Annotated in this window: 19 protein-coding genes and 1 pseudogene; 9 read left to right on the forward strand and 11 right to left on the reverse strand. The window is 52.4% G+C overall.

Annotation, left to right across the window (positions count from 1 at the left end; translation table 11 throughout):
• Nucleotides 1–118 precede the first annotated feature (118 nt).
• The 4 genes from AAG834_RS00810 (at nt 119) to iscA (ending at nt 1784) form a co-directional block, all read left to right on the forward strand.
• Nucleotides 119–247, forward strand: coding sequence for a hypothetical protein (locus AAG834_RS00810; protein WP_002234986.1), 129 nt, complete (start codon nt 119–121; stop codon nt 245–247).
• Between the two features lie 69 nt (nt 248–316).
• Nucleotides 317–703 (forward strand): Fe-S cluster assembly scaffold IscU, encoded by a 387-nt coding sequence (iscU, locus tag AAG834_RS00815; protein WP_003674559.1) that lies wholly within the window; start codon nt 317–319, stop codon nt 701–703.
• Nucleotides 704–1149: 446 nt separating this feature from the next.
• A complete protein-coding gene (locus tag AAG834_RS00820) occupies nt 1150–1395 on the forward strand; it encodes a recombinase RecA (protein ID WP_003742348.1) in 246 nt (81 codons plus the stop codon).
• Nucleotides 1396–1463: 68 nt separating this feature from the next.
• Entirely contained in the window at nt 1464–1784 is a 321-nt protein-coding gene (iscA, locus tag AAG834_RS00825; RefSeq protein ID WP_039855777.1) for an iron-sulfur cluster assembly protein IscA, read from the forward strand.
• Here the strand turns inward: iscA and AAG834_RS00830 are convergent.
• The gene (locus tag AAG834_RS00830; protein ID WP_049229048.1) at nt 1744–1965 is read right to left on the reverse strand and encodes an alternative ribosome-rescue factor A; all 222 of its coding nucleotides are present in this window, start codon (nt 1963–1965) and stop codon (nt 1744–1746) included. The genes iscA and AAG834_RS00830 overlap by 41 nt on opposite strands.
• An 82-nt stretch (nt 1966–2047) precedes the next feature.
• On the opposite strand from AAG834_RS00830, the gene hscB reads away from it, so the two are divergent.
• Complete coding sequence (gene hscB / locus AAG834_RS00835) at nt 2048–2554, forward strand: Fe-S protein assembly co-chaperone HscB (RefSeq protein ID WP_342030956.1); 507 nt, start codon at nt 2048–2050, stop codon at nt 2552–2554.
• Between the two features lie 109 nt (nt 2555–2663).
• Here the strand turns inward: hscB and waaF are convergent, their stop codons facing one another.
• The gene (gene waaF, locus AAG834_RS00840; RefSeq protein ID WP_342031013.1) at nt 2664–3689 is read right to left on the reverse strand and encodes a lipopolysaccharide heptosyltransferase II; all 1026 of its coding nucleotides are present in this window, start codon (nt 3687–3689) and stop codon (nt 2664–2666) included.
• 224 nt (nt 3690–3913) lie between these two features.
• On the opposite strand from waaF, the gene AAG834_RS00845 reads away from it, so the two are divergent.
• Both AAG834_RS00845 and AAG834_RS00850 read left to right on the forward strand, forming a co-directional pair.
• On the forward strand, nt 3914–4342 hold the full coding sequence (locus AAG834_RS00845) for a hypothetical protein (protein ID WP_342030957.1): 429 nt from the start codon (nt 3914–3916) through the stop codon (nt 4340–4342).
• 151 nt (nt 4343–4493) lie between these two features.
• On the forward strand, nt 4494–5459 hold the full coding sequence (locus tag AAG834_RS00850; protein WP_342030958.1) for an IS30 family transposase: 966 nt from the start codon (nt 4494–4496) through the stop codon (nt 5457–5459).
• Nucleotides 5460–5534: 75 nt separating this feature from the next.
• Here the strand turns inward: AAG834_RS00850 and AAG834_RS00855 are convergent, their stop codons facing one another.
• From AAG834_RS00855 to AAG834_RS00885, 7 genes and pseudogenes are all read right to left on the reverse strand, one after another.
• On the reverse strand, nt 5535–5999 hold the full coding sequence (locus tag AAG834_RS00855) for a low molecular weight protein-tyrosine-phosphatase (protein WP_342030959.1): 465 nt from the start codon (nt 5997–5999) through the stop codon (nt 5535–5537).
• 7 nt (nt 6000–6006) lie between these two features.
• Nucleotides 6007–7107, reverse strand: a complete 1101-nt coding sequence (locus tag AAG834_RS00860; protein WP_342030960.1) for a conjugal transfer protein — start codon at nt 7105–7107, stop codon at nt 6007–6009.
• Between the two features lie 156 nt (nt 7108–7263).
• Complete coding sequence (locus AAG834_RS00865) at nt 7264–8121, reverse strand: ABC transporter ATP-binding protein (protein WP_342030961.1); 858 nt, start codon at nt 8119–8121, stop codon at nt 7264–7266.
• A gap of 200 nt (nt 8122–8321) precedes the next feature.
• Nucleotides 8322–8432 (reverse strand): annotated as a pseudogene (locus AAG834_RS00870) (IS5/IS1182 family transposase); the annotation flags it as partial.
• 57 nt (nt 8433–8489) lie between these two features.
• Entirely contained in the window at nt 8490–9470 is a 981-nt protein-coding gene (locus tag AAG834_RS00875; protein WP_342030962.1) for a carboxylesterase family protein, read from the reverse strand.
• A 30-nt stretch (nt 9471–9500) separates the two neighbouring features.
• On the reverse strand, nt 9501–9947 hold the full coding sequence (locus tag AAG834_RS00880) for a tetratricopeptide repeat protein (protein ID WP_342030963.1): 447 nt from the start codon (nt 9945–9947) through the stop codon (nt 9501–9503).
• A 132-nt stretch (nt 9948–10079) separates the two neighbouring features.
• Nucleotides 10080–11066 carry a GlxA family transcriptional regulator gene (locus AAG834_RS00885; RefSeq protein WP_342030964.1) on the reverse strand — a complete coding sequence of 329 codons (987 nt, stop codon included), beginning with the start codon at nt 11064–11066 and terminating at the stop codon, nt 10080–10082.
• A 97-nt stretch (nt 11067–11163) separates the two neighbouring features.
• Between AAG834_RS00885 and AAG834_RS00890 the strand changes: the two genes are divergently transcribed.
• Nucleotides 11164–12015: an MBL fold metallo-hydrolase gene (locus tag AAG834_RS00890; protein WP_342030965.1), complete on the forward strand. Its 852-nt coding sequence runs from the start codon at nt 11164–11166 to the stop codon at nt 12013–12015.
• A 121-nt stretch (nt 12016–12136) separates the two neighbouring features.
• Here AAG834_RS00890 and AAG834_RS00895 read toward each other — a convergent pair whose 3' ends face one another.
• Nucleotides 12137–12574, reverse strand: a complete 438-nt coding sequence (locus tag AAG834_RS00895) for a hypothetical protein (protein ID WP_342030966.1) — start codon at nt 12572–12574, stop codon at nt 12137–12139.
• Between the two features lie 18 nt (nt 12575–12592).
• Between AAG834_RS00895 and AAG834_RS00900 the strand changes: the two genes are divergently transcribed.
• Nucleotides 12593–12715, forward strand: a complete 123-nt coding sequence (locus AAG834_RS00900; protein ID WP_342030967.1) for a hypothetical protein — start codon at nt 12593–12595, stop codon at nt 12713–12715.
• A gap of 75 nt (nt 12716–12790) precedes the next feature.
• Here AAG834_RS00900 and AAG834_RS00905 read toward each other — a convergent pair whose 3' ends face one another.
• The gene (locus tag AAG834_RS00905) at nt 12791–13216 is read right to left on the reverse strand and encodes a hypothetical protein (protein ID WP_342030968.1); all 426 of its coding nucleotides are present in this window, start codon (nt 13214–13216) and stop codon (nt 12791–12793) included.
• Nucleotides 13217–13231: the final 15 nt, after the last annotated feature.

The raw sequence follows: 13231 nt of genomic DNA on the forward strand, positions 1-13231 counted from the left end.
CATTAAGTATAACAACCCACCTAAGCACATACTGAAAACAAAAAAGGTCGTCTGAAAACTAGAAAGACCTTTTCAGACGACCTAAAAGACACCACATTAAAATCAAGGATACAAAACCATGAATGAACAAGATTTAGATTTGGACAATCTCGATAACCTGCTTGAAGATTTTGACGGCGTTACCGTGGAAGGCGGCGTCGATTCGGAAAACGATGACGGCTGCGAAGGCGGCGCGTGCAAAATCTAAATTCTAGGTCGTCTGAAAACCAGTAAACAAACCACTGAAACCATTAAAAAACATTAAGGAAACCACATCATGGCATACAGCGATAAAGTAATTGACCACTATGAAAACCCCCGCAACGTCGGTACTTTCGACAAAAACGACGAGTCTGTCGGCACCGGTATGGTCGGTGCGCCGGCCTGCGGCGACGTCATGCGCCTGCAAATCAAAGTGAACGACGAAGGCATCATCGAAGATGCGAAATTTAAAACCTACGGCTGCGGATCCGCCATCGCTTCGTCCAGCCTGATTACCGAGTGGGTCAAAGGTAAAAGCTTGGATGATGCGCTGGCAATTAAAAACAGCGAAATCGCCGAAGAATTGGAGCTGCCGCCGGTAAAAATCCACTGCTCCATCTTGGCTGAAGATGCGGTAAAAGCGGCTGTTGCCGACTATCGCAAACGTCAGGAAAACAAATAAACCGATTCAGTTGGCGCTTTGTCGGCAGACGTTTGTAGGATTCCTGAAAGTCTTAGGGTTTCCGGAAAAAGTAAACTCGAAGGCTTGTTCCCTTCTCACTTAGAGGTGGAAGACAAGGACACAGAAACTTAATCGTTTGGAAGTTGTCGCCGAATTTGGGACTTACCTGCCAATCTATCCCCTCTCCCCGCGGGAGAGGGTTAGGGAGAGGGCGATAAGCCGTAGGCTTATGTTTAGTCAATACGCCTGCAAAATCAAAGGAGACGACATGCCTGCTCTCGTGAAGAAGAGGATAAGGGCACAAAAACTTAATCGTTTGGAAGTTGTCGCCGAATTTGGGACTGCCTGCCAATCTATCCCCTCTCCCCGCGGGAGAGGGTTAGGGAGAGGGCGATAAGCTGTAGGCTTATATTTAGTCGATATGCCTGAAAATTGAAGGAGACAACATGCCTTTTACCGATGAAGAAGCCCAATCCCTGCTTGCCGTCAAAGGCATAGGCAAAACCGTATTGCAGCGTTTGCAGCAAATGGGTTTGGATGATGTTGCCACGCTGGCGGCAGCAGATTTGGAAGACATTTTGGAACAAGGAGCAAAACTGACCGGCTCGACTTGTTGGAAAAACAGTCCGCAGGCAAAAGCAGCCGTTTCCGCCGCGATAGAGTGGGCAAAACAGCGTTTTCAGACGACCTGAAAGGCAATAGGTCGTCTGAAAATGAAAGCAGGCAAAATAAGACAATGATTGCGAATAAGGAAAGAAGCATGATTACCATCACAGAAAACGCAGCCAAACACATCAACAGCTACTTGACCAAGCGCGGCAAAGGCTTGGGCGTGCGCTTGGGGGTAAAAACCAGCGGCTGCTCGGGCATGGCGTATAACCTTGAATTTGTCGATGAAGTCAACGACGACGACCTGATTTTTGAAGAACACGGCGCGCGCGTTTATATCGACCCGAAAAGTTTGGTTTATCTGGACGGAACGCAGGTCGATTACACCAAAGAAGGTTTGCAGGAAGGTTTCAAATTTGAAAACCCGAACGTCAAAGACTCTTGCGGCTGCGGCGAGAGCTTTCACGTTTAAGACAAAAAAGTGGCGGGACAGTATCAAAACCGTCCCGCCATTTTTTCGCTTCCTGTCTGTTGTAGCTGCCTTTGCCTTTTCTTTTTCGTTCGACCTTGTGTCGGAACAAATCGGATTTCACTAAGGCTTTTAAAGCATTGTCGCGTATTTTGCCTTTATTGTGCTGTACTTTACTGCTCATATTCAGTCCTTTTGGTTAAGAATCAGCGGATTATAAGGCAAAATCAGGCTTCTGCCGAAAATTTCACATTAATTATCCTGCCATGTCTCAATATTTCACACTCTTCCAGCTTGAACCCACTTTCGATATCGATGCCGAAAACTTGGAGCAAACCTACCGCGCCTTGGCTGCCCGTTTTCATCCCGACAAATTCGCTTCTGCCTCCGCCTTCGAGCAAAAGCAGGCAGTGATGATGTCTTCCACCATCAACGATGCCTACCGCACTTTGAAAAATCCCATCGACCGCGCCGCGTATCTTCTGAAAGCGCAGGGCATTAATGCCGATGCGCCGGAGCATACCTCTTTCGCTCCCGAATTTCTCATGCAGCAAATGGAATGGCGCGAAACGCTGATGGATGCGCAAATGGAGCAAAACAACGAAGCCCTGCGCGCGTTGGATCAAGAAATCAGCGGCGAACAAGACAAGCTGTATCAAGATTTGCGAACCGCTTTTGCAGGGAATGATCATGAAGCCGCCGCCCAATGGGTGCGCCACGGCAGGTTTTTAAACAAACTGCGCAACGAAATCGCCGCCGCATTGCAAGATTAAATATCCAGATTTTGAGCATCTGAAAGGTCGTCTGAAAACCGGAATAAGGTTTCAGACGACCTTTTGTCGTATGGTTTTGTTGCAGATTTAGAATTTTTCGGTTGATGGCTTATTCAGATTCCGTTTGCGCCAATTCCTCCGCCGCTTTTTGAACCATGTCCGGCGTGAGTTTGTTCAGGCAGTCGGTGTGTCCCAACGGGCATTCGCGTTTGAAGCAGGGCGAGCATTCGAGGTGCAGGCTGACGATTTTGGCTTTTTGGCTCAAGGGCGGGGTGTGGTCGGGGCTGGACGAGCCGTAGGCGGCGACGAGTTTGCGGTCGAGGGCGGCGGCGAGGTGCATCAGGCCGCTGTCGTTGCAGACGACGGTGTCGGCGCAGGAGAGCAGGTCGATCGCTTCGGAAAGGTTGGTTTTGCCGCAAAGGTTGGTACAGAGGCCGTCTGAAAGGCGGTTGATTTCTTCGGCGATGTCGAAATCTTTTTGCGAGCCGAACAGCCAAACCTGCCAGCCTTCAGCCAGATAGCGGCGGCCGAGTTCGGCGAAATGGCGTGCGGGCCAGCGTTTGGCGGGGCCGTATTCCGCACCCGGGCAGAAGGCGAGAACGGGTTTATCGGTGTTTAAGCCGTATTTGGCAAGGGCAGCGACGCGGCTTTCGGAGGAAATGGTGAAACGCGGGTTATCGGAATGTCCGTTGAAGTCCGCCTGCGTCGGGTGGGCGAGGGCGGTATAGCGGTCGACCATCAGGGGCAGGGCGGCTTTGTCGAGTTTGCGGATGTCGTTGAGCAGCAGATAGCGCGATTCGCCGACGTAGCCGGTGCGCTGCTTAATGCCGGTGGCGAAAGCGATGAGGGCGGATTTGAGCGAACCGGGCAGGACGATGACTTGGTCGTAACCTTGTTTGCCCAGTTCGCGCCCGATTCGCCAGCGTTTTTTCAGTTCCAACGCGCCGTGTCCGAACGGGTTTTCGATGACGCGGCTGATTTCCGGCATACGCTCGAACACCGCCATCGACCATTTGGGCGCGAATGCGTCTATGGTGCAACCGGGGTGGAGTTCGTGCAGGCGGCGGTAAAGCGGCTGGGTCATGACGCAGTCGCCGATCCAGCTCGGGGTGACGATGAGGATTTTTTTGGACATGGTGGTAGGGTAGGTTTGTATTGCGCGATATTGTATAGGAAACCAAGGCGCATGGGGCGGCGAGTGCGGTTTGATGGTGTTGTTGTGCAAAAGATCGAGGGGTCGTCTGAAAAGGCGGGTTGAAATCAGCGGCGTCATGTTGACTGAATAAGGGTTTTGAATAAAAATCGAACCCTTAATATAAATGGGCTTGAAAATGCCGCTTTAAGGAGGTTTGAACGATCGTGGTTTTCCAATTTCAAGAGACGCAACAGCGGATTTTTTCTTTATTGACCGTGGCGGTTGTGATTGTAGTCGCTATGACCGTCTGGTCTTATGCTTGGGCGCAATATTTTGATTTAGGGACGAATGAACCGAAAGAAGCGCTCGAAGTTGCCGGATTTGCTTTGTTGGTGCAATTTTTTCTCTGCCTGCCCTATCTTTATTTCAAGAGATATTTTCTTGCCTCTCTTTTGGTAACATCGCTCTTTAATGGCTTGTATCTGTTTTGGTATTGGAGCAATTCGACGCCGCCGTGTTGCGGAGACATGGCGCAAGGCTTGATAAGTATGCTGTTTATGTTTGCTGCTGGTGTCTATTTCGTTGTCTCCTGTTTGATGATTATTGCGCGTTTGAATGCTAAAAAGGTCAAGAAAATCGGACAGCCCTCATAAGCCTGCATAAATAAAGATAGAGAAAAAGGTCGTCTGAAACTCAAATTTGAGGTTTCAGACGACGGCGGATTCGCATTTGAAGTGCAACTTTCCATAACAGAAAAAGGTCAGTATGCGGTAGCATACGACCTTTCCTGCAAGAAAGATTGCCATGAGCTACACACAACTGACCCAAGACGAACGATACCACATCCAATACCTGTCCCGCCACTGCACCATCGCCGAAATCGCCAAACAGCTTAACCGTCACAAAAGCACCATCAGTCGCGAAATCAAGCGGCACCATACCCAAGGACAGCAATACAGCGCCGAAAAAGCCCAGCGGCAAAGCCGGACTATCAAACAGCGTAAGCGACAACCCTATAAGCTCGATTCGCAGCTCATTCAACACATCGACACCCTTATCCGCCGCAAACTCAGTCCCGAACAAGTATGCGCCTACCTGCGCAAACACCACGGGATCACGCTCCATCACAGCACCGTTTACCGCTACCTCCGCCAAGACAAAAGCAACGGCGGCACTTTGTGGCAACACCTCAGAATATGCAGCAAACCCTACCGCAAACGCTACGGCAGCACATGGACCGGAGGCAAAGTGCCCAACCGCGTCGGCATAGAAAACCGACCCGCTATCGTCGACCAAAAAGCCCGCATCGGTGATTGGGAAGCCGACACCATCGTCGGCAAAGGACAGAAAAGCGCATTACTGACCTTGGTCGAACGCGTTACCCGCTACACCATCATCTGCAAATTGGACAGCCTCAAAGCCGAAGACACTGCTCTGGCAGCCATTAGGGTATTAAGGGCACATAAAGCCAGAGTGCACACCATCACCATGGACAACGGTAAAGAATTTTACCAACACACCAAAATAGCCAAAGCATTGAAGGCGGAAACCTATTTTTGCCGCCCTTACCATTCGTGGGAGAAAGGGCTGAATGAGAACACCAACGGACTCATCCGGCAATATTTCCCCAAGCAAACCGATTTCCGCAACATCAGTGATCGGGAGATACGCAGGGTTCAAGATGAGTTGAACCACCGGCCAAGAAAAACACTTGGCTACGAAACGCCAAGTGTTTTATTCTTGAATCTGTTCAAACCGCTGATACACTAGTGTTGCACTTGAAATCCGAATCCAAGGACCTTTTTTACTGAGTTGTGTTCAACTTTAAATGTTGTGTCAACCGATTCAAACCAAGCCAAGCTTTTTCAGCAGCGCGACGCTGCCTGCGTCCACAAGCCTGAAGGTTTCGTTAAAGTCACCGGTGTGCCACGGGTCTGGGACGTGGCGGTAGCCGCTTTCGGGGATGAGGTCGGTGAGTTTGAAGATTTTGTCAGGGTGTTTGCCGAACATTTTTTCCAGTTCGGCAAGGTTGTTGTCGTCCATGGCGATGATGAAGTCGAATTCATCGAAATCTTCGGAACGCACTTTGCTGCTGGTAAAACCTTGATTGTCGATGCCGTGGGTGGCGAGGGTTTTGCGCGTGCCTTGGTGCATGTTTTCGCCGTCGTGCCAGCCGGATGTGCCTGCGCTGTCGGTGCGGACGCGGTGGGCTACGCCTGCTTCGCGGGCGCGGTGGCGCAGGACGTATTCCGCCATGGGCGAGCGGCAGATGTTGCCGAGGCAGACGAAGAGTACGGAATGGTTTTTCATAGGCGGTTTAGGCGTGTTCGGAGAAGAATGGGTTGTGTCCGTCTAGGGACAGGGATTGCGCGTAGGTCGGCAGGTCGGCATTTTCCGGCAAAACGTCGTGCAGGATGCGGATATGCTCGACGCGGCATTCTGCCATCAGGTCGAGGAAGTTGTGTTGGATGACGGCGATGTTGTCGGAAGACGAAAGGTTCCACACGAACACTTGCGGGACGACTTCAAACGCGCTGTCGGTCGCGTTGAAGCCAAACAGAATCTGCCCGCCCGCCCTTGCGGCGATGACGACGCCGACGCGCGGACTTTGCATACGGATGGCGCGGATGGCATTGGTGGCGAACACGTCCATCGCCATGCGCTGACGGGTGTGGCTGCCATCGGTCAGGGCTTGGAGTGGGGTGTTCGGGGACAGCGGATTGGTGAAGAGGGTAACGCCGTCGGCGGCAAGGCTTTCCTGCCAAACCTGCATCAGCGGCAGGCCTGCTTGTTGCAGGTTGACGCCCAATGCGGTTTGCAGGTTTTTATCGCCGTAGCCCAGCGCGTAAACGACGTGGACAGATTGTCCTTCGGGGCAAATCAGCGGTTTGTCTTCAAAGGTTTGCAGGAATGCGGCAGCGGATTCGCTGTTTTGTTTCGCATTCCACCATTGTTCAGGCGTGATGCCGCTGAGGTCGTCTGAATGGGCGAGGAAGGGCAGCCATTGGGTGTTTTGCGTTAAGGCGCGCAAGTGGGGATAGTTGGACAAGCAGGCGGTCAGTGCTTCGGTAGGCAGCGTCAGGGACAGCGTGCGCTCCTGTTTGCAGCCGGCGACGATGACAACGGGCAGGGCGAACCATTGGGCTTCGTCGTCGTTTTCGGCGGATAAGACTTGATTGATGCTCTGTATCAGCGCGTTGTAGGTCTCCGCATCGGGTGCCATGGTCATGGCGACGGACAGGTTGACGTAGTAGTTTTGATGGAGCTGGCTGCGGATTTCGGTTTGCAACTGCCCCACAGCGATCTTGCGGGTTGCGGCGGTCGTGCCGTGTGCGAGCAGGGAGGCGTTTACCAGTAAATGGTTTTTAACCGGAGTTTGTGGATAAGGGCGTGTGTCGTGGAGGATGAAGGTGTTCATATGGATATAAATCGGTGGTTGTCCGGACAGCTCGGATTATAACAATATCGGGATACAGATTGGGAAAAGGTCGTCTGAAAACGACGTTTCGGCAGCGTTCAAACAAATATCGCAAGCTGCCTCAAACCATTTTGACGTTTTCAGACGACCCTGTTTCTAATTTTCTTTGTTTTCTTCTTTTGCCCAGTGTTCCCTTACCCGCGCTTTGCCGTCTGCATCCAAACGGCGGTAAAGGTTGATGACTTCGTCGGCGGAGGCGGTGTTTTCCGGCTGCGCCGCGCCGAACAGGGAGCGCACATAATCATCTGCCGGATGGTTTTGAATATCCTGCGGCGTATCGACTTGAATCAGCCTGCCTTGGTGCATTACGCCGATGCGGCAGGCGAGCTTGGCGGCTTCGTTCATGTCGTGGGTAACGAAAACAATGGTGGTGCCGAGTTTTTTGTGAATCAGGGAAACCGTTTCCTGAAGGGAAGCGCGGGCGAGCGGATCGAGGGCGGAAAAGGGTTCGTCCATCAGCAGGATGTCGGGTTTGGCGGCGATGGCGCGCAGGATGCCGATGCGCTGCTGTTCGCCGCCGGAAAGTTCGTGCGGATAGCGGTTTAGGTAGGTTTCGGGCGGCATACCGACCAGCTCGAGCAGTTCGTTCACGCGCGATGTGCGCTTCGATTTGTCCCAGCCCAAAATGTCGGGCATCAGCTCGATGTTTTGCCGCACGGTCATGGTGGGGAACAGGGCGATTTGTTGCAGCACATAACCAATGCGGTGGCGCAGCCTGCGGATGTCGTAATCTTTGATACGCCTGCCGTTGAAATAAACATCGCCGTCGGTCGGCTCGGTCAGCGCGTTAATCATGCGCAGCGTGGTCGATTTGCCGCTGCCCGAACCGCCCACCAACACGAAAAATTCGCCTTGGTAAATGGTCAGGTTCAGTTCGTTTACGGCGGTGTGGTTGTCGTAGCGTTTGCTGACGTTTTTGAATTCGATTAAGGGAGTATGTTCAGGCTGCATCATAAATATCCTTTGCAACTTCGACAAAGCGGCGCGGCTCATGTTCCGAAAACTTTGGTAGGTCGTCTGAAACGGCGGCGGGTTAGGCAGAGATTTTGGTGGAAGTTGGGTTTTTAATCTGATCTACTTGCTGGGTCGAAATAGGCTAAGGATAGCTGAAAAGTGGCTTTAGGGGAGAACGGTTTTCAGACGACCTTTTAGAAGTATAGTGGATTAACTTTAAACCAGTACGGCGTTGCCTCGCCTTGCCGTACTATCTGTACTGTCTGCGGCTTCGTCGCCTTGTCCTGATTTAAAGTTAATCCACTATAGTAAAGGTCGTCTGAAAACCGGTGTGAAGATTTTTTCAGACGACCTTCAAATCAAAAGACTTATTTCCCCCGTTTCTGTTGCATCAGCCAATCACGGGCGGGTTCGAGCAAATAGGCGTAATCAAACGAATACATATGCTCCGCGCCTTTGTGGGTGCTGTTTTCTGGAATCACCGTATTCGGCGTGAAGCGGATGAAGTTGATGCGTTTGCCTTGGACGAGCATTTGTTGGACTTTTGCGTCTTGTTCCGCCTGCGGCAATTTGGCGGAGAACTCGGTTTCGGCGTAGGCGACTTTGTTTTGTTGCAGCATTTCGCCGACTTGCGCCATACCTGCCGATGCCTTCGGGTCGGCGGCGGAAACGGTGTAGATGAATTTCGCCTGCGTCAGCGGTTTCAACACATTGATGTCCCATTGGCTGCCGACGAACATGGAAGCGGCAAAGAAATTCGGCTCGATGCTGTTGAGATAAAAGGAAATCATGCCGCCCATGGATTGGCCGGTAGTGTAAACGCGGTCGGAGTCGATCGGTTTTTGGGTCATCAGGCTTTTGACGAGGCGCAGGGTCATGCCGACTTCGTCTGAGGTTTGCCATTGGTCGTTGACCGCCGTTTCGGTGTAGGACGGCACGAGGACGAAGGCGGGATGTTTTGCCTGCGCTTCGTCGGTAGCCCAAATAATGCCGCCGTAGCCCTGCATCAGCGGGGCTTTCACGCCTTTGCCTGCCGTGCTGGCGTCGGCAATGAACATTACCAGCGGGTATTGGCGGCCGGGTTCGAGATTTTTCGGCGTGTACAGGTTGTACTGCATTTCTTTGCCCGTTTGCGGGTCTTTGAAGGTCAGCACTTCAAAACGAGGGGCGATTTGCTCGCGCAGGGCGAGCAGGTGGCTGTCGTAGGATTTGTCTGCACCGCCGTATTGTTTGTCCCAAGCGGGATTTTGCGCGCTTTGGGCGGCGGTGCTGTTTTCAGCGGTGTTTTGCGTGGCGGTGCAGGCTGCCAGTAGCAGGCCGGCGGCGATGACGGAGATGGTTTTTTTCATGGAAACTCCTTGAAAGATTGAGGGAAACGGTTAATTTGTTTTTACGCCCAAGCGGTTCAGCGCGTCAATGGCGGGCTGGGAAACATGGTCGCCGCGTGTGGCGGATTTTTGATACCAGCGCACGGCTTGGGTCATGTCTTTTTCTGTACCAACGCCGTTTTCGTAACAATAGCCCAACCAGTATTGCCCCGTGATGTCGCCCGCTTCGGCTGCCTGCGTGAAGTAGGCGAAAGCGGTTTGCGCATTTTGGGCGACGCCTTCGCCGTTCAGATACATCAAACCCAGATAGCGCGGCGCTTTCATATGCCCCGCCTGCTGCGCCTGCTCAAAATAGCGTTTGGCGTGTCGGTAATCGTGCTTCTGATACAGGGCGATGCCTTCGTCCAGCAGGGCTTTCGCCTGTTCGTTATGATGCGGAACGGCAGAACAGGCGGCGAGAAGGGCGGAGATGGTAAGCACGGATAGTTTGGATTTCATGGGCGTTTCTTTAAAAGTGGGGAAGGGTAGTTTAGAAATATCATGCGGTTACAGCAAGTGGCAAGTGCAGGCTGTTTTCAGACGACCTTCAAAGCAGCCTGCACCCAGGTATCTTGGATTGACTAACGCGAGCTATCTGCCAAATACTTTCCGCCAGGCATTCGGATTGATTTTAAACTTGGCTTTGAACTGCAAACGTAGGTTTGCCGCGCTGCCGAAGCCGCTTTGTTCGGCGATGCGTTCTATCGGCAAATCCGTATTTTCCAACAAATCCTGTACCTGCCATAGCCGCTCTGTTGTGAGCCACTCACCGAAATTCATGCCTGTGGCTTGAGAAAAATGGCGGATAAAGGTTCGGCGGGAAACAGCTAATTTTTTTGCCAAATCGTCCAAGCGGTATGGGGTCGCAAGGTTTTGGCGCAGTTCGTCCAATAAGTGATTGATTTTGTCATCGGCGGTACGACGTTCGACAGGTCGGTGGATAAACTGTGCCTGCCCGCCTTCGCGGTGTGGTGCCGCAACCAAGGTACGGGCAAGGTCGTTGGCAACGGTTGCACCGTAGATTTTGCGGATGAGGTACAGGCAGCAATCCAGCCCGCCCGCCGCACCTGCCGATGTTAAAAAGTTGCCGTCTTCCGCATATAGGCGGTTAGTATCCAGATGAATTTTAGGGAAACGGCGGACAAAGTCGTCTTCGGCGAGCCAGTGGGTGGCGGCGGTTCTGCCGTCTAAAAGTCCTGTGTAGGCAAGGGCGTAAGTGCCGTAACATAGAGCGGTGATATGCGCACCACGTTGCACTGCTTTCTGTAAATGTGCGCTCAACTCGGGTGTCGGGGCTTCTTCAATATTGCGCCAGCCTGCGATGACGATGATGTCGGCTTCTTCCGTCAAATCCAAGCCGCCGTGTACGGGAATGCTTGCGCCCAGTGCTGTGATGACGTCTTTGCTGTCATCGGAACAGATCTTCAGGTCAAAGAGCGGATTGTCCCGATAGGTCGTCTGAAAAACAGAAAAGGGAATGTTGAAGACAAAATCATTCATGCCCGATTGAGCATATAGCACGATTTTGGGAACAGTTTGATTTTGGCGAAACTCGTTACGCTCGTTTTCAGACGACATTTTGGCACTATACTTACGTTTATTGGCAATATTGCCTATTTTAGCCGATGCACCTGCTGCTTAAAATACGCTCCATGATTTTTTAAGGAGCAACATCATGAAATTCAAGCAATTTATTCTTGCCACTGTTTTGGGTGCGACAGCCTTTTCCGCTTGGGCAGACGATTCATACCAACATATCCGTAACGCTACCGCCAAGGTCGAATATGCGGGGCAGACGTTTTTGATTGACCCGTTTTTCGCCCCCAAGCATTCCATGAACGGCTTTGCCGGCACGTTCAATAACCAAGCCAAAATGCCGCTGGTCGGGCTACCGATGAGCGTGAATAAAATTTTGGACGGTGTGGATGCAGTTATCGTTACCCATACTCACGAAGACCATTGGGACGAAACCGCCGCACGTTCCATTCCGAAAAACCTGCCCGTATATGTGCAGCACCAAGCCGACGCGGCAAAAATCCGCAGCCAAGGCTTTGCTGATGTACGCGTATTGAACGGCAGCACTGTCTTCAACGGCGTAACCATCAGCAAAACCGGCGGCGTACACGGTACAGAAGCCATGTATGCCAACCCTCAGCTAGCCGAAATCTTAGGCGATGCAATGGGTGTGGTATTCCAAAGCAGCGGACATAAAACCGCTTATATTATGGGTGATACTGTGTGGACGGCAGATGTAAACAAAGCATTGAACCGCTACAAACCCGATTATCTGATTATGAACACGGGATACGCGCTGATTTCAGGCATTTCAGACGGCATTATTATGGGGACGGCTGATGTATTAAAAGCCAGCCAAGTCATGCCTAAAGCCAAAATCATCACCGTACACATGGATACCGTGAATCATACCGCCGTCAGCCGCGCCGATATGCGTAAATTTATACGCGGTCAAGGCATTGAGAGCCGTGTGAACGTTCCAGAAGACGGAGAAATCGTGAAACTGGATTGATAAACGACACATTACCCTAAGCAGCCTGTACCTTGTTTTCAAAGTGCAGGCTGCTTTTGGGCTTTCAGGTAGCCTTTTGACTGCGCAGAAACTTCGTTTTAACTTCGTTGAAGCTGCGCTTTCAGACGACCCCAAAAGCGGCTACCCGTTTCATCGGCCATGATTCGGTTGTCCAAACGCGTTCAAATTCTTCGGCGAAACCGTGTTGCGCGGCGTAGGTTTGCAGTTGTTGCAGCCAGGTTTTCGGGGCGATGTCGGTGGCGGCGCGGGTGGTGTGCAGCAGGTAGGGGCGGGTATCGAAAGCGTGGACGATGTGCTGGCTGACGGCGTTTAAGGCTTGGGGATTGTTGTTGGTTTGTTGGGCGATTTTTTCGTATTGCGACAGGGCGGCGGCTTTTGCGGTTTCACGTTCGGCGGCGGTTTGCCGGCTGTGTCGGGCGGTGGTGGCCTGAATGGCGATGATGGGCGGTAGTTGCCCTTCGGTGAGCGCGGCGGCGAGGCGCAGGTGTCCGTCTAAAATCAGCCGGCGGTTGGATAGGGCAGGGAGTTCGTACGCCAAGACGGGCGGCAGTTGGTTTTGTCGTGCGCGTTTGCGCCAATATTTCAGACGACCGTCTTCGGCGTGGTGGGTTTTCAGGGTGATGAAGCGTTCGGCTTGGATGTAGAAATTGTTGTCCAGCGCGTCGAAACGGCTACCTGAAAACAGCCATTGGGCGTAGTTTTTGTCGGTTTCGGGTTGTACTACGGTGGTGTCGTGTCGGCATTCGCCCCATCGCTACGGCAGGGTTTGGGCAGGGCGGTAGTTGAAATGCCATTCGCCGATGCCGAGCAGCCCTGTGTCGTGGGCGGCGAGTTGTTCGATGAAATATTTGTTCCACAACAGGCCTTGCTCTGCGGCGGGCAGGCGGGCGATATGTTCGTTTACGCGGCTGCCGATGTACCCGACGGGCTGGTATGCCTGCCAGCTTTCGGCGTAGCTGCGGACGAGGTAAACGTCGTATAAATCGTGGCTGAAGAACGACCAGAACACGGGTTCGTCGTGGCAAGTCAGGCTGAGGCTGATACCGTCGGGTGTGTGGAGTTTCAGGCAGCCTTGCGTTTGACGGTCGATATGCAGGGCGAGGCTGTCGGGGGAGGCGGGATTCTGGGTCAGGCTGCTGCTATATTGTTCCAGCGCGGCGGTTAGCGATTGGTAGTGCATGGGGCATCCTTTGAA

It is taken from the genome of Neisseria sp. Marseille-Q2251 (genome assembly GCF_940793045.1).
Classification (GTDB): Bacteria; Pseudomonadota; Gammaproteobacteria; order Burkholderiales; family Neisseriaceae; genus Neisseria.